Origin of the sequence: Fibrivirga algicola (assembly GCF_011742925.1) — a bacterium.
Lineage (GTDB): Bacteria > Bacteroidota > Bacteroidia > Cytophagales > Spirosomataceae > Fibrella > Fibrella algicola.
The window spans coordinates 752,706-773,943 of record NZ_WAEL01000001.1 but is presented as its reverse complement, the minus strand read 5'-3'; the positions used below and the strand labels follow the sequence as shown (position 1 = coordinate 773,943).

At 50.8% G+C, this 21,238-nt stretch carries 21 protein-coding genes; 8 read left to right on the top strand and 13 right to left on the bottom strand.

What is annotated here, in order from left to right; translation table 11 throughout:
- The first annotated feature begins 153 nt into the window (after window positions 1–153).
- The gene (gene mnmA / locus F7231_RS03125; protein WP_085414736.1) at window positions 154–1,278 is read left to right on the top strand and encodes a tRNA 2-thiouridine(34) synthase MnmA; all 1,125 of its coding nucleotides are present in this window, start codon (window positions 154–156) and stop codon (window positions 1,276–1,278) included.
- Window positions 1,279–1,377: 99 nt separating this feature from the next.
- On the top strand, window positions 1,378–2,220 hold the full coding sequence (locus tag F7231_RS03120) for a hydroxymethylglutaryl-CoA lyase (protein WP_085414737.1): 843 nt from the start codon (window positions 1,378–1,380) through the stop codon (window positions 2,218–2,220).
- Between the two features lie 31 nt (window positions 2,221–2,251).
- Here the strand turns inward: F7231_RS03120 and F7231_RS03115 are convergent, their stop codons facing one another.
- The gene (locus F7231_RS03115) at window positions 2,252–2,776 is read right to left on the bottom strand and encodes a DUF7935 family protein (RefSeq protein WP_085414738.1); all 525 of its coding nucleotides are present in this window, start codon (window positions 2,774–2,776) and stop codon (window positions 2,252–2,254) included.
- Between the two features lie 55 nt (window positions 2,777–2,831).
- Here F7231_RS03115 and F7231_RS03110 point away from each other — a divergent pair, with 55 nt between their 5' ends.
- Window positions 2,832–3,134, top strand: coding sequence for a HesB/IscA family protein (locus F7231_RS03110; protein ID WP_085414739.1), 303 nt, complete (start codon window positions 2,832–2,834; stop codon window positions 3,132–3,134).
- 135 nt (window positions 3,135–3,269) lie between these two features.
- A complete protein-coding gene (locus F7231_RS03105; RefSeq protein ID WP_310589179.1) occupies window positions 3,270–6,944 on the top strand; it encodes a sensor histidine kinase in 3,675 nt (1,224 codons plus the stop codon).
- 28 nt (window positions 6,945–6,972) lie between these two features.
- On the opposite strand, the gene F7231_RS03100 is transcribed toward F7231_RS03105, so the two are convergent.
- Window positions 6,973–7,593, bottom strand: a complete 621-nt coding sequence (locus F7231_RS03100) for an NUMOD4 domain-containing protein (protein ID WP_166690853.1) — start codon at window positions 7,591–7,593, stop codon at window positions 6,973–6,975.
- A gap of 292 nt (window positions 7,594–7,885) precedes the next feature.
- On the opposite strand from F7231_RS03100, the gene F7231_RS03095 reads away from it, so the two are divergent.
- Entirely contained in the window at window positions 7,886–8,242 is a 357-nt protein-coding gene (locus F7231_RS03095; RefSeq protein ID WP_085414742.1) for a CoA-binding protein, read from the top strand.
- 89 nt (window positions 8,243–8,331) lie between these two features.
- On the opposite strand, the gene F7231_RS03090 is transcribed toward F7231_RS03095, so the two are convergent.
- From F7231_RS03090 to F7231_RS03065, 6 genes are all read right to left on the bottom strand, one after another.
- Window positions 8,332–9,339, bottom strand: coding sequence for a 3-oxoacyl-ACP synthase III family protein (locus F7231_RS03090; protein ID WP_166690852.1), 1,008 nt, complete (start codon window positions 9,337–9,339; stop codon window positions 8,332–8,334).
- A 114-nt stretch (window positions 9,340–9,453) separates the two neighbouring features.
- The gene (purS, locus tag F7231_RS03085) at window positions 9,454–9,705 is read right to left on the bottom strand and encodes a phosphoribosylformylglycinamidine synthase subunit PurS (RefSeq protein ID WP_085414744.1); all 252 of its coding nucleotides are present in this window, start codon (window positions 9,703–9,705) and stop codon (window positions 9,454–9,456) included.
- Between the two features lie 81 nt (window positions 9,706–9,786).
- Window positions 9,787–10,497: a CDP-diacylglycerol--serine O-phosphatidyltransferase gene (pssA, locus tag F7231_RS03080; protein ID WP_085414745.1), complete on the bottom strand. Its 711-nt coding sequence runs from the start codon at window positions 10,495–10,497 to the stop codon at window positions 9,787–9,789.
- Between the two features lie 96 nt (window positions 10,498–10,593).
- A complete protein-coding gene (locus tag F7231_RS03075; RefSeq protein ID WP_085414746.1) occupies window positions 10,594–11,229 on the bottom strand; it encodes an MBL fold metallo-hydrolase in 636 nt (211 codons plus the stop codon).
- A 117-nt stretch (window positions 11,230–11,346) separates the two neighbouring features.
- On the bottom strand, window positions 11,347–13,191 hold the full coding sequence (locus tag F7231_RS03070; protein WP_085414747.1) for a sensor histidine kinase: 1,845 nt from the start codon (window positions 13,189–13,191) through the stop codon (window positions 11,347–11,349).
- A gap of 28 nt (window positions 13,192–13,219) precedes the next feature.
- On the bottom strand, window positions 13,220–13,921 hold the full coding sequence (locus F7231_RS03065) for an SAM-dependent methyltransferase (protein ID WP_085414748.1): 702 nt from the start codon (window positions 13,919–13,921) through the stop codon (window positions 13,220–13,222).
- A gap of 184 nt (window positions 13,922–14,105) precedes the next feature.
- Here F7231_RS03065 and F7231_RS03060 point away from each other — a divergent pair, with 184 nt between their 5' ends.
- Genes F7231_RS03060 through lptC form a run of 3 tightly spaced genes read left to right on the top strand, consistent with a single transcriptional unit; the run spans window position 14,106 to window position 16,794 of the window.
- Window positions 14,106–14,846, top strand: a complete 741-nt coding sequence (locus F7231_RS03060; protein WP_166690851.1) for a type III pantothenate kinase — start codon at window positions 14,106–14,108, stop codon at window positions 14,844–14,846.
- Window positions 14,847–14,900: 54 nt separating this feature from the next.
- Window positions 14,901–16,181, top strand: a complete 1,281-nt coding sequence (gene bamG, locus F7231_RS03055) for a BamG family beta-barrel-assembly machinery protein (protein ID WP_085415278.1) — start codon at window positions 14,901–14,903, stop codon at window positions 16,179–16,181.
- 10 nt (window positions 16,182–16,191) lie between these two features.
- A complete protein-coding gene (gene lptC, locus F7231_RS03050; protein ID WP_085414750.1) occupies window positions 16,192–16,794 on the top strand; it encodes an LPS export ABC transporter periplasmic protein LptC in 603 nt (200 codons plus the stop codon).
- Between the two features lie 71 nt (window positions 16,795–16,865).
- Here lptC and F7231_RS03045 read toward each other — a convergent pair whose 3' ends face one another.
- The 5 genes from F7231_RS03045 to porD form a co-directional block, all read right to left on the bottom strand.
- Window positions 16,866–17,306: a c-type cytochrome gene (locus F7231_RS03045; RefSeq protein ID WP_166690850.1), complete on the bottom strand. Its 441-nt coding sequence runs from the start codon at window positions 17,304–17,306 to the stop codon at window positions 16,866–16,868.
- Between the two features lie 30 nt (window positions 17,307–17,336).
- Window positions 17,337–18,041 carry an SCO family protein gene (locus F7231_RS03040; protein ID WP_166690849.1) on the bottom strand — a complete coding sequence of 235 codons (705 nt, stop codon included), beginning with the start codon at window positions 18,039–18,041 and terminating at the stop codon, window positions 17,337–17,339.
- Complete coding sequence (locus F7231_RS03035) at window positions 17,983–18,462, bottom strand: hypothetical protein (RefSeq protein WP_085414753.1); 480 nt, start codon at window positions 18,460–18,462, stop codon at window positions 17,983–17,985. The genes F7231_RS03040 and F7231_RS03035 overlap by 59 nt, the downstream gene beginning before the upstream one ends.
- 65 nt (window positions 18,463–18,527) lie before the next feature.
- Complete coding sequence (recN, locus tag F7231_RS03030) at window positions 18,528–20,192, bottom strand: DNA repair protein RecN (RefSeq protein WP_085414754.1); 1,665 nt, start codon at window positions 20,190–20,192, stop codon at window positions 18,528–18,530.
- 129 nt (window positions 20,193–20,321) lie between these two features.
- Window positions 20,322–21,233 (bottom strand): type IX secretion system protein PorD, encoded by a 912-nt coding sequence (gene porD / locus F7231_RS03025; protein ID WP_229364982.1) that lies wholly within the window; start codon window positions 21,231–21,233, stop codon window positions 20,322–20,324.
- Window positions 21,234–21,238: the final 5 nt, after the last annotated feature.

Here is a 21,238-nt window from a genome sequence, read left to right as displayed (position 1 = left end):
GGCAAAAACTCCAAACCGCGCCTCATCCGGTGATTGATCGAAACTATTCACGCTTCGGCATTCGTTAAGTAATTTCACGCCAGTTAACATAGGCCTGGGTGGCTAAACAGACAAACCAGTACTATCGCCGGACTTTGAATCCGGTCAGATACCATGAGCAAACACGGACGAATCCTGGTCGCGATGAGCGGCGGGATCGACTCTTCGCTGGCAGCGGTGATGCTGCACGAAGAAGGTTATGAGGTCATTGGCATGACCATGAAAACCTGGGACTACGCCTCGTCGGGCGGGACCAAAAAAGAGACCGGCTGCTGTAGCCTCGACTCCATCAACGACGCCCGCAACATTTCGGTAAGCCTCGGTTTTCCCCATTACATTCTCGACATCCGCAACGAATTCGGCGACGCCGTGATCGATCACTTCACGGGTGAATACCTGGAAGGACGCACGCCGAACCCCTGCGTACTGTGCAATACGCACATTAAGTGGGACGCACTTCTCCGCCGCGCCGACCGCCTCGATTGCGAGCATATTGCCACCGGCCACTACGCGCACATCCGGCAGGATACGGCCGAGGGACCATCGAATGGCAGGTACGTCATCTCGAAAGGCGTAGATACGCTGAAGGACCAGTCGTATGTGCTCTGGGGCGTGTCGCAGGAAAGCCTGGCGCGGACAAAACTACCGCTGGGGCATTTAAGAAAATCAGAGATTCGGCAAATGGCTACCGACCGGGGCTTCATTGAACTGGTAACCAAGTCAGAATCGTACGAAATCTGCTTTGTGCCCGACAACGATTACCGGGGATTTCTGAAACGCCGCGTGCCGACGCTGGAAGCCGAAGTAGCCGGTGGCAACTTCATTCTGGAGGGGTCGGGTAAGGTAGTCGGCAAGCACGAAGGGTATCCGTTCTACACCATCGGTCAGCGGAAAGGGCTGGGCATTGCCCTGGGCCATCCGGTGTTTGTTACCGAGATTCGGAAAGAGACCAACGAAGTTATTCTGGGACTCGACAAAGATCTGTACCGCGACGGCATGATGGTAAGTAAACTGAACCTGCAGAAATACGCCAGCATTGCGGAGCCGCTTCGGACAGTGACGAAAGTGCGGTACAAAGATCCAGGTACGCTGGCAACCGTCGTTCAGACCGGGGCCGACCAGATCGAGGTACGTTTCGATGAAGGCGTATCGGCCATTGCACCGGGTCAGGCGGCCGTTTTCTACGAAGGCGACGACGTGGTGGGCGGCGGCTGGATCATGAAGAGTTTCAACCAGTAAAGGAGCGATAGCGTGAACGAGTGAGAGTTGCTTACACCGGAATGCACGGCTGATGGCAAAACGCTCGTTCACCCGTTACTCTACCACTTGTTCACCCCTATGACCATTACCGAATGCCCGCGCGACGCGATGCAGGGCCTGACGCGGTTTATTCCTACGGCGGATAAGATTCGATACCTCAACGCCCTGTTGCAAGTTGGGTTCGACACGCTCGATTTTGGCTCGTTCGTGTCGCCGAAAGCAGTGCCGCAGATGCAGGACACCGCCGACGTGCTGGCTGGTCTGGACCTGACCAACACCCAAACGAAGCTGCTGGCCATAGTGGCCAACCAGCGCGGCGCCGAGCAGGCGGTTGGGTACGAAGCGATCAGGTACGTTGGTTTTCCACTGTCGGTATCTGAAACGTTTCAGCAGCGCAACACCAACAAATCCATTCAGGAGGCCCTGACCGATGTGGCAGCAATGCAGCGCCTTTGTCAGGATGCCGATAAAGAGTTGGTGGTTTACCTATCGATGGGCTTCGGTAACCCGTATGGCGATGCCTACAGCCCCGAGCTGGTGATCGAGTATACCAACCGGCTGGCCGACCTTGCTATTCGGCATATCGTGCCTTCCGACACAGTGGGGACCGCCACACCCGATGCCATCGAAACGCTGTTCAACCACCTGGCCGATGCATTTCCACATTATTCGTTTGGGGCGCACCTGCATGCCTTACCCGGTGAAGCGCCCGCCAAGGTACGGGCCGCCGTGCAAGCGGGGGTACGCCGCATTGATGGGGCCATTGGCGGGCTTGGTGGTTGCCCAATGGCTGCCGATTCGCTGACAGGTAACTTGCCCACCGAAGAAATCGTGGCCACGCTGGGTACGTTAGGCGTCAGGACCGGTTTGGACATGGCCGCGTTTGCGGCGGCCGTCCAACTCTCGCACGAGCTTTTGTAGGCAGGATCGTGGTTCCTTTTCGAGCCTCGGCCTACATAAACATCGTCTGAATTTCTTCTTTCACCACTCGTAACGCATCGGCAGTAGGCTGGCGGTCGCGTTGAATGATGCGCTCAAAAATCCGCTTCGACAGATCGATTGCCGGAGCGTCGGGGTGCACGTCGCCGCCGGCCTGATTAATCAGGGTAGTAACGTCATTCATGGCGGTCTGCACCTGATCCCAGGCGTTCTGGCTCATGTACACCTGCTGCGACAGATTGTGGTTGTACTCATCGCGAATATCGCGGAGGAGCAGTTGCTGCAGTTCGAGGGCCGAATCGGCCGAACCGCCCAGGCGAAGCAGCATATTGTTGGGGCTGATCCGTTCCAGAAAAAGCACCATCCGCTCGTAGGCCTGTAAGCGAATGGGGATTACGTTTTCGCTGTATCGCTGTTTCACTTCATTGTGATGGCGGGCGGCCTCCCGCTCAAGCAATAGCTTTACAGTTAAGTACATACCGTACAAAACAAGGGCTGCTGGTACAAGAAGTTTGACCAGATCACTTAGAACGCTCATTTTTTTGTAGTTTAGTGTTAGTTAACTGGCCGAGACATAACTCGCCGATCAATTTATGGTGATTGCCCCCGTTCAAATTCGCCCCGAAGCCCGTGCCCAGATTATTGACACGCTTACAACGCAAAAAATTCCGGCTGAGTATGGCCTTCGAGTCGGCGTAAAAGGGGGCGGTTGTGGCTCATCCTGGCTACTTGGCTTCGACATACCAGGCCCAACAGACGAAGTCTATGCCGTGGATGGTGTGCGGGTAATCATTGACCGCCGCCATCTGCTTTATGTTCTGGACGCTACAATTGGATTTGAGCAGACAGACGAAGGTGCCGGATTTATTGTTGACCGCGCCGTTGACATTAAATAATGGCACGGTTTTAGGGCGTTTTACCTACTAAGTATCTGTTTGTCTTTGCATACACCCGTGGTTTTCATAGAACGTCATATTTTCTTACTGTTAGCAATCGTCGCCTTCTGCATGTCAGCGCTTTGCTATACTTTTTTGGAAAACAACGCGCCCGGCGCGACAGACGAGCAGTACGTCGCTTCTATTCAGAATCGGATTAAATCAGAATCAAAACAGAGCCTTAAAGAGTTAAGTCAACTGACCGCCCGGCTGGCCACCCTCCCCAATTACACGTTTAATTCTCTGAATTACCCGTCCAATTACCCCTATTTTATCTTTAAAAATAAGCGTCTGCTATATTGGTCAGATAATCGATTCATTCCTGACTTCAATCGTATTGTCGCGATTCGTTACCCTAAGCTGGTCGACTTTGATCAGGGGCGTTTTATTGTCAGTCATAACCGGACGTTTCGAAAAAAAGACACGCTTGATGTGTTCTCGCTAATTGTCGTGTATCGGCGGTATACGACAACTAATTCATTTCTTCAGTCAGGGTATAACCCAGCGTTGTTTTCGCTTGATCCTCAGTCCCTAACGACTACTAAGGGAGCGGCCTATCAAAACATTTATGATGCGACGCCAGTCTTCCTGTTTTCGGTTACTCCGCCGAAAGTAGATCCATTTCGCAACCGGTATACCCCTGTCAACACAGTCATTCTGGCTACGCTGGGTGTGTTGTTTCTGGGCCTTTATGTGATTCGTCGTTTGCGCTGGTGCGCCCAGGTACGTCGTTATGAAGTGGGACTTCTCTGGCTCAGTGGGTATCTACTGATGCTACGGGGGGTTATGCTCTACATGGGCGTTCCTTATCTGTTTATTGAGAATGATTTATTCAGTGCCAAGCATTATGCTTCCTCTGAATTAGCCCCTTCGCTGGGTGACCTGATGCTAAACGGGATAGCCCTGATGGCAGTTGCCTTCTACCTTGTCCTTAATTTTTACCGTTCTCGAACTTACGGTCTGCTCATCAGCCAGCCGCCGGTAGTGTGGAGAGTAGTTTCGGTATGTCTGGTTTTCGCCAGTAACCTTGTTTATTTCGCTTGCTTCAACCAGTTGAACGCACTCTACGAGAAATCGCAGTATACCCTAAATCTGGCCCTAACCCTTGATATTTCCGCGCTGAAGATTGCCAGTTTACTGTTCTTTATCATCCTATCCGTTATTTATTTCCTGGTTCAACATATACTGGTCAGTCTCTTTATCCGGCTTAACCGTCGGCTCTTGAAAGGGACATCTCTCTTTTTGATCGGTACACTGATTAGCCTCGTCTTTCTTGTACTCGCCAGCGATCAGCTTGAGCCATTGTATCTGCTTAACACCGTTTATTTTGGCGCGCTTTATCTCAGCAAATTTCCGAGGCTGTTGTACACATTCAGCTACAGAACGTCCCTGTACTTTTTTTTGGGGAGCTTCATTTGCGCCTCAACGGCCGCCAGTGTTGTGTATCGGCAACAGATTCGCGAGGATTTATTCATCAAACGGGACTTAGGAGAAAATTTGCTGGCCGAGAATGATGAGTACGGCGAACTGCTGCTCCACAAAGCGCAGGGGTTCATTAATGGCGATCCGGACATCCAGCGGGCTTTTGTAACCGACACGCTGGTTGCACGCCGGGAACGCATTCAAAACCGAATTAAAAGCCTTCATCTCGATAAATATTTTGACAGGTACGATACCGAAGTGTCATCATTCGATGTAGGAGGAACCCCACTGGATGCCAGCGAGAATGCCACGTCGCTGAGCGAATACGTTCGTCGTTTTCAGCAGAAAAAGTATAAAACGAAGTACGATAATTTATTCTTCATCAATGAAGTTGGCAATAAATTCATTAAGGAGTATGTCAACTTCGTTAACATGTACGCGCCAGACAGCAGTATAATTGGCTACGTTGTCCTGGACTTAAAGCTTTTAAAAGAGACACCCACTTTAGTTTATCCGGCTCTGTTGTTCAACGACCGCCTGGTGCAGTCGCCCAAAATACAGCAATACAGTCACGCCGTGTATGAACGCTCGCCAGGTAAATCGACACTGCGGCTGAAGCATAATACCGGATCCTATAACTACGAACGTAAATTACCTCAGACCACTCTGGCGGGTCATACGTTATATGATGAGGGCGTCACCATTGAGGGATTCAGGCATCTGGGTATACGAGGTACCAATGGCCGGACGCTTGTGGTTTCATCACCTGAGTATTCCTATGGGAATGTCTTTGCTAATTTCTCATTTCTCTACCTCATTCTTATTCTGTCGGTCATTGGAGTAATTCTGTTGTATGCTGTTCAATACGGGTTTTCGCGTTTTAGCCTGAATTACTCAACCCGAATTCAGATTTTACTGAACCTGGCTTTTTTCCTGCCCTTACTGTTGGTAGTCCTGATCATATTAGGCGTGATCAGTAGCAACTACGTCCGAAATCAGGAGTCTAATTATGTCAGTAATACCAAAAATATCGCCGCTAACTTCCAGGCTTATCTCGACGAGCATGTTCGGCAGGTACGTAGTAAAGAGGCCATGGAGCAGGAACTGGAAACGATCGCCCGCGACGCCGATATCGACATAAACCTTTTTGATACAACGGGGCGGCTCTACAGCACAACGCGAAAGCTGATGTACGAAAGTGGCCACTTATCGACCTACATTAACCCCCTAGCCTATATTCGAATTTCTGAGGACAAAGAAAATCAGATTCTGCTCAATGAATCGCTGGGAACCAAGAAATTCAGTACGGCCTATGCCGGCATCAAATCGTTTGACGGGCAACACCTGATGGGTATTCTCAGCATTCCGTACTTCTACGCCCAACCGGAACTAGACAGGCAATTACTGGAAGTTATTTCATCGGCACTCAGTGTGTTCACAGCTTTGTTCTTACTCTTCCTTGTGCTGTCTTATTTTGCTTCCAGCAGCATTACGAAACCCCTCTGGATGATGACGCAGAAGATCAGACGAACGAGCCTGGATCGACTAAATCAAACCATTGAATGGCATTCGGACGACGAAATTGGCGCGCTGGTGAAGGAATACAACCGAATGCTGACCAAACTGGAAGAGAGTAAATTCTCATTGGCTCAGAGCGAGAAACAGTCGGCCTGGCGCGAGATGGCTAAGCAGGTCGCACACGAGATCAAAAATCCGCTGACCCCTATGAAGCTGACGCTTCAGCAATTACAGCGTACTCTACCCGGCACGAACCCGCAGACAGACCGCGCCGTAAGCCGAACGCTCGACTCGCTACTGGATCAGATTGATAATATCAGCGACATTGCCACTTCATTTTCTGACTTCGCCAATATGCCGATGCCGCAGAATGAACTGGTCGAGCTAACGTCAGTTGTACACAAAGCGGCCGATTTATACGCCGACGATAAGCGGGTATTCATTCGACGACAAATTGCCGTCGGGCCAATCTGGATCATGGGCGACCGTCAGTTATTGATGCGCATCATGACAAACCTAATTATCAACGGCATTCAGTCTGTTCCACCCGACCAGACCCCCGTGATCGATCTTCGGCTTTTCTCGACCGACGGTAACGCCAACATCGAGGTTCATGATAATGGCCAGGGAATTTCAGAGTCGATACGATCAAAGGTGTTTTTACCCAACTTCAGTACTAAGCAGGGCGGAACAGGCATTGGCCTGGCTATTTCAAAACGCGGCATAGAGCATGCTGGAGGCAGCATCTGGTTCGAGACAGCTCTTGACGTGGGTACGTCCTTTTTTATTGCAATTCCACTAGCCAACTCGACCAAGGCAAGCGACAACTAACTGATAGCAAAAATGGGTAGCCTCAAGGCTACCCATTTTTTTGCGAAGCATAGGCCATTGCGGGAGTCGCCTGGTGAAAGGTCTGCTCGTCTTCAAGCACAACGTGTTTCCAGTTCTCGCCCGATCGAATTCGGTTGAGTTGAGTGTGTGTTATGCCAAACTGCCGGGCTATCATTTTCAGGCGGTTTTTGTCATTACGCAAGAGCTTTTTGATCATCCTCACCTTGCTCTCAGTGAGTTTATAATTTCGGGTACGTTTGGGCAATGGCCGGTTTAGCACATTCGGATTGGTTCGATTATGCTCAATCATCTCCTCCTGAGTAGCCCACTTCAAATTCTGCACCCTGTTATTCAACTTGTCATGGTCGAGGTGCAACACGTACGTCTGGTCTGGTTTGCCCTCCGGCAAAAAATACTCAGCCACCAATTTATGTACGTAGCGGTTGAACGTTTTACCCTTCTTGCGAATGTTTAACGATTTATACCCCTGTATGATAGATCCTTTGATAATCTTGCCTTCACCGCCTGCCTGAAAGCTACGCAAACGGCCGTAATTAGACACTTGATAATTGGGTGGGTCTTCAATGTCCTGAAACACAATGGGTACCCATTGCTCATTCCAGTAAGTAGCTGGCATCTTGGTCATCATGGCTGGAAGTGATTGTAAACTAGCAGGTAAACCTCATTAAGTCTGTTTAATTAAAGTTAAACAAACAAATAGACGATTGGTTAGTGATTCACAATTATAATTTCTCGTCCTACTCAGCTCATCTTGGAAATTACTCAGCAGCGTGGCTTAGTGTAGGCCTTCTGAGCATTTCCGGGTTGTTTAAGAAATCATCAACAAATATATTAAATAAATAAGACTACTAACTAAATAGGATTTGCAAACAACAGCCAACAGGGTTTAGTAGTTAGAAAAAGACAATTTTCGCATACCCATGAAAACGCTAGTAATTGGCGCATCCGAAAATACCAACCGGTACGCAAACAGAGCCGCCCGCACTTTACTACAATATGGCCACGATATTGAGTTGGTTGGTCTAAGGGCGGGGCAGATCCAGGGACACCCTATACAGACAGGGCTACCCGAGCTTACAGACGTTGACACGGTAACCATGTATGTCGGCGCCCGCAATCAGGCAGGCTACGTTGATTACTTAAAAACGCTTAAGCCCCGGCGGGTCATCTTCAATCCTGGCGCAGAAAACTCCGACTTAGCCCGGCAGTTGAAAGAAGAGGGTATTGAGCCTATCGAAGCCTGCACACTGGTAATGCTTTCCGTAGGGACTTACTAGTGGCAGTGGTATGTAGCAACGCTAACAATCCGCCCTGTATGACCAAATTAGGTTCATCCAGGGCGGATTGTTGTTTTCAGGATGCCTGTCTACCAGCGAATCAGCGCCGATGCCCAGGTAAATCCACTTCCGAAAGCGGCCAGACAGACCAAATCGCCAGGCTGAAGCCGACCCTCATCGTATGCCTCAGTCATGGCAATAGGAATTGATGCTGCGGTCGTGTTGCCGTATTTATGTATGTTGTTATACACCTTTTCGACTGGCAAGTTCATCTGCTGACGGACGTACTCAGAAATACGAATATTAGCCTGGTGTGGTACCAGTAAGTCAAGATCGGTGGCAGCGTAGCCGTTGGCTTCCAGTGCCTCGTTGATAACTTCCATAAACCGCACCACGGCATGCTTGAATACGGCATTGCCGTTCATCGCAACGTTGTAGTCACCAGCTGCCAGTGTGGCTTCCGTCAACCAACGGCCATCACGACTGCTACCCGGATCCTTCACCATCAGGTCTTCGGCATAGCGGCCATCAGCGTGAAGGTGGGTGCTCAGTACACGGTGTTCGGGATCAGTGGTAGCCTGTACAACCGCAGCCCCTGCCCCATCGCCAAAAATTACGGCTACATTACGCCCTTCGGTAGACTTGTTCAGTAAAGACGACTGGATTTCGGATCCGACAACCAGCACGGTTTTATACATGCCACCTTTAATAAACTGGTCGGCAATCGACAAGGCGTATACAAAGCCTGAACACTGCTGACGAACGTCGATAACGGCGGTGCCTTCCAGCCCCAGTTCGCGCTGCATCAGAAATGCCGATCCCGGGAAGTAATAGTCGGGCGTAATGGTTGCGTATACAATCAGATCAACGTCGGTAGTAGCCACACCGGCCCGCTCAAGTGCCATACGGCTGGCGGCAGTGCCCATGCTGGCGTTAGTGTCTTTACCATAGGTAAAATACCGGCGCTGCTTGATACCAGTCCGTTCCTGAATCCAGGAATCGGAGGTTTCCATGTACTGTTTCAAATCGTCGTTCATGACGATGTTGTCGGGTACGTAGAAACCCAGGCCGGTGATTTTCGAGTAAGTTGATGTCATAAAAAGAATGCGTCATTCACAGTCATTGGTAGCTGACCAGTGCTGGCTGTAGCTGATACAGTACCTAACAATGCCAACTACCAATGCGGATGTATAAATGACTTAGTGACCGTTTTAGGCCGTCTTAAGCGTAATGCTGTACTCTTCCATAATCAGGTTAGCCAGCAGTTGGCGGCAGGCAGCGTCGACCGTTTCACGGGCTTGCTCTTCACTGTCGGCCTGCACTTCGAGGCGGATATGTTTACCAATCCGGACGTTGTCGATGGTATCCATATTGAGGTTATGCAGGCCTAGTTTTACGGCTTTGCCCTGGGGGTCCAGAATTTCCTTCTGGGGCATGATGTCGATTTCGGCGAGGTACGTCATAGAAGAGAGTGAGCAACGGATTGGTACGTAAACAGATGAGGTAGCTTTAGACAGGCTTATCGACTGTCCAACAACCGGTCATTACTTTACTTGTTGAATCTGCCGCTCGTTTGTTAAAACAGAAAGAAGAATATACAACAGGATTATTAACGGAATAGCGGCGAACTGCAGCACGCCAAACAACACAACGGCAGCAATCAGAAAGCCATACTTGATCTGGTTTCCCTGCCAGCCGTAGCTTTTGAATTTAAACGCCATTAGTGGCAACTCAGATACCATCAGGCCCGACATGACCACGATATACCCAAAGAGAAAGGGTACCGACAGGAAAAAATCAGTCAGTGGCTTTACGGTCCCGGCCCCAGCAGCCATTAGCGGCAACGACGCCACGACCAGTGCATTGGCCGGAATTGGTACGCCCAGAAACTGATCGGTTTGCCGGGTGTCGATATTGAACCGAGCCAGCCGTAACGCCCCAAAAATGGCAATCGCGAACGCGGCGTACGACAGTTCGTTCAGGCTATTACCTGAAGCTGACCGCAGCAGTTCGAGTAAAATAAAGGAGGGCAATACACCAAACGTTACCACATCGGCCAGCGAGTCAAGTTCTTTGCCAAATGGGCCAGACACGCCAACCATGCGAGCTACCAGACCGTCGCCGAAATCGAGAACACCCGCCAGTATGATTAGCCAGGAGGCGGTAATCAGATCACCTTCTGTAGCCAGCAGGATGCCAATACAACCACAAAGCAGGTTGCCACAGGTCATGGTATTGGGCAGGTGTTTAAGCATAGAGCGTAAAGTAGAGGTAAGTCGTCAGCATGCCGTGTCCACTACAGGAGCGTAGATGAATCGGCATGGTTTGTCGCTTACTATCTCATTCTTCGTTTAGTTGGTATAAGGATTTGTACGTTTCTCCTGCCCAATGGTGGTAGGGTCCATGTGGCCGGCATACACAACATAATCGTCGGGAAGGGTATAGAACTTCGATCGGATACTGTCGAGTAATGTTGCGTGGTTACCGTAGGGAAGATCCGTGCGCCCAATACTATTCTGGAATAATACATCCCCTCCAATGACGTAGCGGTCGGCGTGGTTGATAAACGCCACGTGGCCCGGCGCATGGCCCGGCGTTTCAACTACGGCCAATTCACTATTTCCAAAGCGAATCACATCACCTTCGGCCAGGTTGTGATCGCGGTCGGCATGCTCGTAACCGCGGAGGCCGTAGAGCTGGCAACGCGTAGGTACGTCGTTCAGAATGGGAATATCCAGTTCGTTGAGGTACATCTCTACCCCATACTTGCGCTTCACATAGGCGGCTCCAAATACATGGTCGAGGTGAGCGTGGGTAAGCAGCAGATAGCGAACCGTTAGGTTCTCACTGGTAATGAAATTGGCTAACTCCTCTTTTTCTGCCTGATCATAGCAGCCGGGGTCAATAACGACCGCCTCACGCGTGCTATCGTCGGCTATGACGTAGGTGTTTTCCTGAAATGGAGAGAATACGAATGACTTTACCATAATGCGAGCGCAAAAGTACGAAATTGCCCGCTACCTTGATTCTCGACCAGAACAGCGAACCGGTAAATGACTATCTGGTTCCGGCGGCAAGCTCCTTCCCTTTTCTTCGCACACCTCTCAGGCTGCATTTAGTTCGTTGACTGACAGCGATATAGGCACCTCGAGGCGAATATGAGTTCCCTGTTGGTTATCTATCGTCAGGTGTGCATCCAGCTGATTACTGAGGCTACGGATAAGCTGTTTCCCAAATGACCCGCCTGGCGCGTTCCAGGTACGCAGATCAAGGCCGGGTCCGTTATCTTCGATTTGCAGCAGCAGCCATGCGCCTTTCATCTCAAGGGTTACACTCAAAAACGGTCTGGGTACGTTCTGAAATGCGTATTTGAATGCATTGGTGAGTACCTCATTTATAATCAACCCCAACGGAATGGCTACGTCTGCCTCCACAATGTCAGCATCCAGTGATAAGTGTAGATCGAGGGCACTGGCGTTTTGCCCATAAGTTTTCATAAGCGATTGCACCAGGTTGCTGATGTATTCGCGCAGATCGATGCCCGTAAGTTCGCTGGTCTGGTACAGGCGCTGGTGAATAAGTGACATGGCGTTGATTCGCTGTTGCCCTTCCCGGAAGGCCTGCCTGATGTGCCTGTCTTCGGTGCGGTTAGCCTGCAATTCGAGTAAGCCCGACACAATAGCCAGGTTATTTTTTGCCCGGTGGTGTAATTCTTTCATCAACAGCTGCAACTGATCAGTCTGGCGCCGAATGCGCTGGCTTCCCTGCCGCAGCCGTTTAGACTGGTGAAGACTAAGCCCCAATAATAAAGCCAGCAGCACAGACCCAATGCCCAAACCGGCCAGTTGCCAGGTACGTTGCTCACTGGTTTTTTTGAGCTCTTGAATCTGTACTTCTTTCCGTTCCGCTTCGTATTTCGCCGTCACCTCCTGCATCTGCTTTTCCTTATCCCTGGTGAACAGCGTATCCTGTTGTGCCTTCGAGAGCTTGAATTCACTTAGGGCCCGTTTTAAATCACCTTTTGCTTCGTAAAGCGCCGACAGCGCCTCGTGTACGTCTGAATGGATCATAAGCCGGTCGGTTGTTTTGCCCGCCATAGCCAGCGCTTTTTGGGCGTAGCTAATACCCTCATCGTACCGTTTCAGACCCAGCAAAGCACGGGGCAGATTTGCATACACCATTGTAAGCGCATAGGAGTCACCCTCTTTGGCAAAATAGGCGGCACACGACTCATATTGACGAACAGCCGCTGCGTACTGCTTTAGATTCTTTCGGGTGATGGCCGTGTTCAGCAAAGCCACGTAGTAGCTGTTATCATCACCAGCAGCGCGGGAAAGCAACGCCGCTGTATCGGCATAAGCGAGTGATTTTTCCTGATTTTTGAGCTTCCCTTCCAGGATAGACAGGCTATTGTAGGTGCTGGCTACCAACCGCTGATCGGCGGCACTAAAAAGCCGCTGGTCGCGGGCATAGCGAAGGGCGTCGGTCAGTGACTGGCGAACCTGCGTAAAATCATTGTTATCAGTCTGCACCTGGCCGATCCGCAGTTTCATCAGCAAGACCAGATGACGCATAGACGCCGCATTGGCTTTGTCGTCAGCAGCAAGTTGGGTGTAGGTACGTTCGGCCTGCTGAAACAGCCGAAGCGCTACCGGCCAGTGGCCGGCGACCCATTCCAGTTCGCCGCGCAGTTGCATCACATGATTGAGAAGCACAGCAGATCGCGCCTCCTTCGCCTCCGCTTCGGCCCGTTCCAGGTAAGGAAGTGCCTCATGATAGCTACCAGCCCGATCGTACAGGATCTTTAAACCAAGCCGGGCCCACTTTACTATACGGGTCGAATCGTGGGTTATTTCACTGATGCGGATAGAATCTTGTCGGGTTGATTGTGCACGACCTGATAAGGTGATTACTAACAGGCCAATTGCCCAAATAAGTCGACGTAGCATGGCAAAGAATGGAAGGCAGAAAATCAGCTCAAAATAGCAAAAAGATGGTTGGCTTTTTGTGCAGATCAGGTGGATTACCTTTCCATTGCTTTACCGTTTTTGTTTGAATAAGCGCATCGGGTGCCGTCACATTGGCAGCAATACACAGGCGAGTGTCGGGCAGAGCGGTCGCCAGCAAATCGGTCAACAGCCCATTATTCCGGTACGGGGTTTCCATGAAAATCTGGGTTTGCTGCCGCTTTCGGGCGTCGGTTTCCAATTGCTTCAGCGTACGGCTCCGGTCGGCCCGATCGATGGGTAAGTAGCCGTGAAAAACGAACGATTGCCCACTCATCCCCGATGCCATCAACGCCAGCAGGATAGATGATGGCCCCACCAGTGGTTCGACCCGGAAGCCCAGTTCGTGAGCCAGCCGAACCGCGACTGCTCCCGGATCTGCCACGCCGGGGCAACCAGCCTCCGACAGTATGCCCGCATCCCGGTTTTGGGCCAACAGACCGATCAACTGCCGTTTGGTGTCGGCTTCGGGTGTATCTTTATGCAGGTCAAAAAAGGTGGTTTCGTCGATCACGCGGCCGGTTCGTAGTCCACTGATGAAGCGGCGCGCCGTTCGCAATTCTTCCACAAAAAAACAATCGAGTCGGGCCACCGCCTCTGCAATTGGTGGCGACAGCACCTGCGCGGCCGTGTCAGGAGCCAGGGGTGTCGGAATCAGATAGAGTGTTGGCATAGTATTTCACAAAGTTTGTTAAAAAAGCCGTTAACCACTATTAGCTGCCCCCACGAACCGACCGCCAACCGTTTAAGTTTTCTGACGGGATATGTTGAATTAGCCGGCTTCTCAGTTCGGCTTGGTTGTCGCACTTAGCCAGACAATCCCGTGCATCCTGTCAGAAAATTCCGCTTCCACCACCATGAATCTTTCCATCGACTGGGGAAATACACGCATAAAAGCAGGCTGGTTCGAGGGTAATAACCTGGTCGAAACCACCCGTTATGCCTCGGCAGAAGCACTGCGTGCGGCCGTCGTGCATACACCACCCAGGTACGTTATCGCCTCGTCGACCAGCCGGCTGGTCAGCGAGTTACGGCAGTTGCTCGACGAATTCGACGGCGGCGCTAACTGGCTGTTAATGAGCCCTGACTTAGCTATCCCTATTCAGAATAACTACGAAACACCCCGTACGCTGGGAGCCGACAGACTAGCAGCAGCCGTAGGCGCATCAGATCTTTTTCCGGGGCAGGACTGCCTGATTCTCGACTTGGGTACGTGCATCACCGCCGATTTCTTGTCGGCAACTGGTTGCTTTCAGGGCGGGCTTATTTCACCGGGGCTTCGCATGCGGCTACAAGCTATGCATGCGTTCACGGCCCGCCTGCCTCAGATCGACAACGTTCCCGACCTGACCGACTGGCCACCCCTCACAGCCCGCAATACAAGAGAGGCTCTTTTGAGTGGCGCTATGAATGGAATGGCCCTCGAACTGGCCGGAATCATCGATGAATATACCAACCTTCACCCTGCTCTTCGGGTCATTGTCTGCGGAGGCGACGGACCATTGTTCATAAACCGCCTGAAACCGGGTATATTTGCAGTACCGGAGTTGGTACTTCAAGGCCTGAACCGCATTCTGTTGACTCATACGCAACCGTAATGCCGCTGTTTTCTGCATTTGATCGAAACCGACCGGCATCTGACACGTTTTTTTGTGAAAAAGTTAATTCTTCTGGCCGCTGGCCTTAGCCTGCTGGCTACCTATACGTTACAGGCTCAGGGCCTTGGCAACTCTCCATATTCAGCCCTTGGCCTCGGCGAAGTCTTGCCCGCCACCAATGTTGCCAATATTGGCATGGGAGGCGTTGGTGTCAGCTACGCCAGCCCGTTTTACCTCAACAGCCAAAACCCGGCCCTGCTGGCCCGCCGCAGCCGGTTCACGATTTTCGAAATCGGGTTGCTGGGGCAGCAAAAGACCATTAGCCAACTGGTACAGAATGAGCCGATCACGCAACGCGATTTTGGCGGTAACCTGAGCTACCTGGCGCTTGCCTTCCCGCTGTCGTCGCGCTGGAACACGTCGATTAGTCTGCGGCCCTACAGCTACATTGATTACCAGACTCGGAAATACGGAAAAATTGACGGGACGATCTACGAAACTCAGTTTGACTACACCGGCAAAGGAGCACTCAACCGGGCTTCGATCAGTAATGGCGTACGGGTGGGCAAGAACATTTACCTCGGCGCCGACGCCTCGTTTATTTTTGGTAACGTTGCCAGCAGTTCAAACTCACAGGTGCTGATCAATTCAACGACTGACATTGTTGTCTCGCGCCTCAATCGGGTAAGCTACAGCGATATTGTCTGGAATCTGGGGGCGGCCTGGCGGCCATCGCTTGGTAAAGACTATGTACTGAACGTGGGCGCTACCTTCGCGCCCAAATCGAACCTCAGCGCCAGCGAGACCGATGTGTACCAGCAGCTTTTATCGGGCCGCGAAGTATCGGGCAGCGACACGATCCGGTCTAACGTTGATGGTCGAGTTCCCCTGCCACAAAACGTTCAGTTTGGCATTACGCTCGAGAAGAACAACCAATTGGCAATCGGTATCGAAGCCGGCATGCAATCGTGGAGCCAGTTCAGAACCATCACTGACCAGCCAGGCAATCTCCGCGATGGTCTTCACACGGCCATTGGTGTCGAATACACGCCAAAACCAACCTCAACCCGGTACCGTGACCTGATTACGTACCGCGCGGGTTTTCAATATAACAAAATGCCGTATCAGGTCGATGGTACGCAGCTGACTGATGTGAATGGTAGCCTCGGTTTCTCGATTCCGGTAGGGGCCTATTTTGTGAACCACATCAATCTGGCCTTTGTAGGCGGACAACGCGGGGCTTTGACCGGGGCGCAGGTACGTGAGAAATACTTTAAGGTAGCCATTGGTTTCTCATTGAACGACTGGTGGTTCCGTAAATCGGTTATCGACTAGTGTACCAACAATGAGGAATGACGTTTCTTTTCGCCACTTGGCCCTATGTGATGCGTTATGCAGTTTAACGCGTCAACCAGTTTATCTGCTTTGCTTCGCCCTGCTGATTACACTTGTTTCCTGCGAAGAAGACAAAAAGCCGGTTCAGGCTCAGGCATACAAGGGGCCAATTGAGGAGATCAACAATGTGAAACTCCTCTACAGCGAAGCCGCCCAAATGCGGGTGAAATTAACCACTGCCCGGCAGTTAAGGTATAGCAATGAAGACCGAAAATATCCGAATGAGGTGTTCATAGACTTCTACGATCCTACTGGTTCACAGATAGTAACGACCCTCCGCTCCGATTCTGGCAAATACGACAAAGCCAAGGATTTGTATACGGTCATGGGACATGTGGTAGTTGTCAATAAAGCCAAGCAGGAAAAGCTCCAGACCAATTTGCTTAACTGGAATCCGAATACCAGAAAAGTATATACCCAGGAACGAGTGGTTGTATCGAGCCAGCTTACCGGCGAAAAACTCTACGGCCTTGGTCTCGACGCCAACCAGGACTTTTCGCACTACTCGATTCGTAAACCAACGGGTCGGTTCAATATCGAAGGTGGTATTTAACGTACCTACTGCAATACGGACACCCAGTTCGTTTTGAGCAGCGTAAAACGGACTAAGCGCCCGCACACTGGTTAATTAGCGCACTCTTTCAGCAACGCTTCGGCTTCCTTGGCAGTCACCAGGCGTTTATCATCACCCCACTGACTATAGATATAGGTTGTAATTTCAGCTACCTCCAGGGCACTAAGCTGTAACTGAGGTGGCATGACCCGGTTATAAACCTTTCCGTTTACCTTAATTGGCCCCTGCTGCCCGTAACGGATCGAACAGATAACAGCGTTTTTGTTTGCCTTCAGGTAGTCTGAATTGGCTAGTGGTGGATACAGGTTAGCCAGACCAGCCCCATCGGCCTGATGGCAGTTGGCGCAGTTCCGCCTGTATAGCAAAATACCTTCAGTAACGTATTTCTGTCGCATGGTTTCTTCCTGGCTCTGGCAGGAAGACATAACAACGGGAAGAAGCAGACTGACGAGCGCGGCGTAGAAAACAGAATTCGTAGACAGTGGGGGCATACGTGGCGGCTTGGGATATCTACCCATTAATTACTCTTTTTCACTCAGCAACTTCTCCATATCGGTCATGAGTTTATCCACGCCAACCTCAGTTGTGCCGTCGTAAATACCCCGAATGTGGCGGTCCTTATCGACCAGGATAAACGCGCCGCTGTGCACTACCCCGCCCGGTGCCGACGAATCTTCCTGCGCCGTAACCATATAGCTATTCTGACCGATGTCATAAATCTTGTCGCGATCACCCGTTACGAACAACCAGTTTTTGCCGGTTACACCCAGCTCATTCGCAAACTCTTTTAGTACGGGTACCGAGTCGTGGTCCGGGTCAATCGTGTGTGAGAGTAACAACACATCCGGGTTGGTGTTGAAACGCTCATAAACGCGCTTCAACTGTGTTTTCATCTTGGGGCAGATGGTGGGGCAGGATGTAAAAAAGAAGTCAGCAACGTAAATTTTGTTTTTGACCGTCGCCGCCGTTATAGTATCGCCATCCTGACTAACAAACTTAAAATCAGGAATGGTGTGGTAAACCGAATCGGTGACAGTTTTCCCATCTACCTGTTTGGTGATTACCTCCCGCTCACCCAGAATTGGTAGTTTTTCGGTTTGTGAGCAGCCAGTCAGCCCTACGAACAGAGCGATGACTGGCGCAAACAGGAGTAATCGAGCGATCAGGCTACTGTTTAAGGTAGTTTTGCGACTGCGCGATACTCTGGTTAATTTTTGCTTTTGCATTGTTGATAAGCTGCTTCTGTTCAGCCAGATAACGTAAAGCGTCGGCTTCAGGCAATTTCTTCAGTGTGTCGCCCTTGTATTGATCCATCCAATCCATCATCAGACTGTTGGCCTCAGTCAGGTGGCGAACCAGCTGACGTACCTGCGCTTTCTGCTCGTCGATCCGAACTGTTTCGCTGGGTGTACCCCGCATACTATCTAAAGCGGTCAATTTGCCGTTCAGTTCCTTTTTAAGCTTCATGATATCATCGACGCGGGGCATCACTTCATCATGCAACGCCATTACCTCCTGCTGAGCTTTATCGATTGGCGTACCGGCTTCGGTCATGGCCATGTTATGGCCTTCATGGCCACTTTTTTCCTTTGAACCGCAAGCGGCGAGTGCCATTGCCAGGCTAATGGTGAGTACTAGGTGTTTCATTGGTTACTAAGTAATTAATTGGTTGTAACGGGGAAGTTAGTAGCTAGCTTTCCCTTTCTACAGAGTTATACAACGGCGTTCTGTTCCAGAATTTCGCGGGCGCTGTTAACCGCACTTGGCGATGGTGACTTACCACCGATCATCTGGGCAATTTCCTGAACGCGTTCCTCAAAGGTAAGCTTACGTACCCGGCTTACTGTTTTAGCGGCCGAATGATCTTTATACACAAAATAGTGTGCCATACCTTGAGCGGCAATCTGAGGCAGGTGGGTTATTGAAATCAGCTGGTGGGTATGCGCCATATCGCGCATCATCTGCCCCATTTTGATCGCAATCTCACCCGACACACCCGTATCAATTTCATCGAAAATGATGGTAGGCAACGACCGTTTACTGGCCAGTATGTACTTGATCGCCAGCATCAGACGGGAAAACTCGCCACCCGACGCTACATTTTTCAACTGTTGTGGCTTCACGCCTTTGTTGGCACTGAACAGGAACGAAACCGTGTCGATACCTGTCGGTGTAGGGCGGCCCCGCTCGGCCTGAATCTGGAGCGACGCATTGGGCATACCCAGTGCATCGAGTAGTTCCTTTATCTCTTTCTCAATGGGCTTCAACGTTGCCATGCGCACTTTCGACAGGGCTTCGGCGCTGGTATTCATCTTCTTCTGAGCAGCCTCGGCTTTGGCTTTGGCCTTTTCAATCTCTTCGTCCAGATTCAACACCATGCTCACTTTCTGCTCCAGTTCATTCCGAAGGGCAATCAGCGTAGCCACATCTTTGGCCTGGTGCTTTGTTTGAAGCTGATAGATCAGATTAAGCCGTTCGCGTACAGATTCGGTCCGGGTATCGTCCATTTCAACACCTTCCTGTTCCGTCGATATCTCATCGGCCAAATCACGCAGTTCAATCAGGGCACTCTGTGCCCGCTCTTGCAAAGGCCGGTACTGATCGGCTACTTTGCTTACCTGATTCAGACAGCCAACGGCACTTTTCAGCAACGCTACCACCGATTGCTCCGGATTATCCAGGTATTCGGAAGCCAGCAGTAACCGTTCTTTAATTTCACCTGCATTTTCCAGTACGTTCAATTCCTGTTCCAAGGTCTCCTGCTCGTCGGCTTGCAGGTTAGCCTTAGCCAGCTCTTCGTACAGAAAATTGTTGTAATCGAACTCCCGGCGCATAGCACCGGCTTCGTTCATCAAATGATCGTAAACTGTTTGTCGCTCCCGGAATATCTGGTAATCGGCGCGATACCGTCGCAATAGATCATCATCCTGCGCGTAGGTATCAACGATTTGCAATTGATACTCATTAGACCCCAGGGATACGGAATCATGTTGCGAATGAATGTCCATGAGCTGGCTGGTTACCCGCCGCATGGTTTCCAAGTTCACCGGTGTGTCGTTGACAAATGCCCTGGATTTTCCCGCCGGGCTAATTTCACGGCGAACAATGCAGGTTGGCGCAAAGTCCAGTTCTTCTTCCTCAAAAATCGTTTCGATCACGTACCCAGCCACATCAAACGATCCTTCGATGATGCACTTCACAGACGGATCATACAGTACGCGGGTATCAGCTCTGTTGCCCAATAACAGGCCAATAGCCCCCAGCATGATGGATTTTCCGGCACCCGTCTCACCCGTAATGATATTCAGGGCGTGATCGGGGGTCATTTCCAACTGGTCAATAAGCGCGTAATTCTTAATCAATAAGTGCGATAGCATACGAATAAGAAACAATTAGGCAGGGTAAAAAAGTTGGCAACGGCAGTCCATAGTCCACAGTTTTCTGCTGCGGAACGGTATGTGATCGTTGCGGATCAGTCAGGCTATAACCGCCGTAACCGACATCTGTTAATTCAACAGCCGTCTATAATTTTCTGTTTTGCCCGGATCCAAAAATGAAAGCAGGTCGAAGGCACGCTTGCGTTCATCGCGCGTACCTTCAGCCATAATATTCAGTAGTTCGTCCGATTTAGCATCGAAAAACGAATTGAGCAAGACGGCTCCGGGCTTCTGCAAGGTAATCTGCCGAATGCTCGTCAGCAAATCCATGGTGTATTTCCGCGCCTGCACCGGGTTACCGGCAAAGGCATCGAGACCCAGTCGGTGGTAAGTATAAAAGCCATCGCGAAAGGGAATCACTTGCTGGTTTTGTAGGTTCTCGACCAGCCAGTACCGGTTCCGGCGGCTATTGTCCTGCGCCGACCAGGCACCGTTATCCGACACGGCCTGCGCCACATTGACGAGCTGGAACGCCCGTTGTACATAGACGTTACCCCCCTGCCGGGAGAAAGAATCATAATCCACGGCCAGAATTACATTGGCATAGAACGCCAGCGCATGTGTCAGCTCATCCGAATACTGGTTTTCGCGGTAAAAGAACGGCTGCGAGGGTAGCCAGCTGAAATCGAAATTACGATCTACGAAACTGAGGGTCGTTGTCTGATAATTGGTGCCATATACAGGCCGTGTTACGCTCAATTGGGCATTACCCCGAAACACACCAACTGCCGTCGACTGGATGAGGTTGATCGTTAACGTGCAGTTGATCTTCTCGGCGGGGGTGAACTGATCAGTCGACCAGCGCCGGTTGTTCATAAACTCTGAAATAACGCTCTTCAACTGGTTGAAGTACGTCAGATCGGTCTTCTGCGCAGCTGCTAGTTGGTCGGTGTTCAACGTCACGGTGCAGTTCAGTTCCTGGGCCCAAACAGGCCCAATTGTGAATAGTACGAAACTGATTAAAAGTACGATACGTGTCATAGTCA

Bases quoted from the DNA above. Each gene is read 5' to 3' on its own strand.
- mnmA (WP_085414736.1), top strand. From the start codon at position 154: ATGAGCAAACACGGACGAATCCTGGTCGCGATGAGCGGCGGGATCGAC.
- F7231_RS03120 (WP_085414737.1), top strand. From the start codon at position 1,378: ATGACCATTACCGAATGCCCGCGCGACGCGATGCAGGGCCTGACGCGG.
- F7231_RS03115 (WP_085414738.1), bottom strand. From the start codon at position 2,776: ATGAGCGTTCTAAGTGATCTGGTCAAACTTCTTGTACCAGCAGCCCTT.
- F7231_RS03110 (WP_085414739.1), top strand. From the start codon at position 2,832: ATGGTGATTGCCCCCGTTCAAATTCGCCCCGAAGCCCGTGCCCAGATT.
- F7231_RS03100 (WP_166690853.1), bottom strand. From the start codon at position 7,593: ATGATGACCAAGATGCCAGCTACTTACTGGAATGAGCAATGGGTACCC.
- F7231_RS03095 (WP_085414742.1), top strand. From the start codon at position 7,886: ATGAAAACGCTAGTAATTGGCGCATCCGAAAATACCAACCGGTACGCA.
- F7231_RS03090 (WP_166690852.1), bottom strand. From the start codon at position 9,339: ATGACATCAACTTACTCGAAAATCACCGGCCTGGGTTTCTACGTACCC.
- purS (WP_085414744.1), bottom strand. From the start codon at position 9,705: ATGACGTACCTCGCCGAAATCGACATCATGCCCCAGAAGGAAATTCTG.
- pssA (WP_085414745.1), bottom strand. From the start codon at position 10,497: ATGCTTAAACACCTGCCCAATACCATGACCTGTGGCAACCTGCTTTGT.
- F7231_RS03075 (WP_085414746.1), bottom strand. From the start codon at position 11,229: ATGGTAAAGTCATTCGTATTCTCTCCATTTCAGGAAAACACCTACGTC.
- F7231_RS03070 (WP_085414747.1), bottom strand. From the start codon at position 13,191: ATGCTACGTCGACTTATTTGGGCAATTGGCCTGTTAGTAATCACCTTA.
- F7231_RS03065 (WP_085414748.1), bottom strand. From the start codon at position 13,921: ATGCCAACACTCTATCTGATTCCGACACCCCTGGCTCCTGACACGGCC.
- F7231_RS03060 (WP_166690851.1), top strand. From the start codon at position 14,106: ATGAATCTTTCCATCGACTGGGGAAATACACGCATAAAAGCAGGCTGG.
- lptC (WP_085414750.1), top strand. From the start codon at position 16,192: ATGAGGAATGACGTTTCTTTTCGCCACTTGGCCCTATGTGATGCGTTA.
- F7231_RS03045 (WP_166690850.1), bottom strand. From the start codon at position 17,306: ATGCCCCCACTGTCTACGAATTCTGTTTTCTACGCCGCGCTCGTCAGT.
- F7231_RS03040 (WP_166690849.1), bottom strand. From the start codon at position 18,041: ATGCAAAAGCAAAAATTAACCAGAGTATCGCGCAGTCGCAAAACTACC.
- F7231_RS03035 (WP_085414753.1), bottom strand. From the start codon at position 18,462: ATGAAACACCTAGTACTCACCATTAGCCTGGCAATGGCACTCGCCGCT.
- recN (WP_085414754.1), bottom strand. From the start codon at position 20,192: ATGCTATCGCACTTATTGATTAAGAATTACGCGCTTATTGACCAGTTG.
- porD (WP_229364982.1), bottom strand. From the start codon at position 21,233: ATGACACGTATCGTACTTTTAATCAGTTTCGTACTATTCACAATTGGG.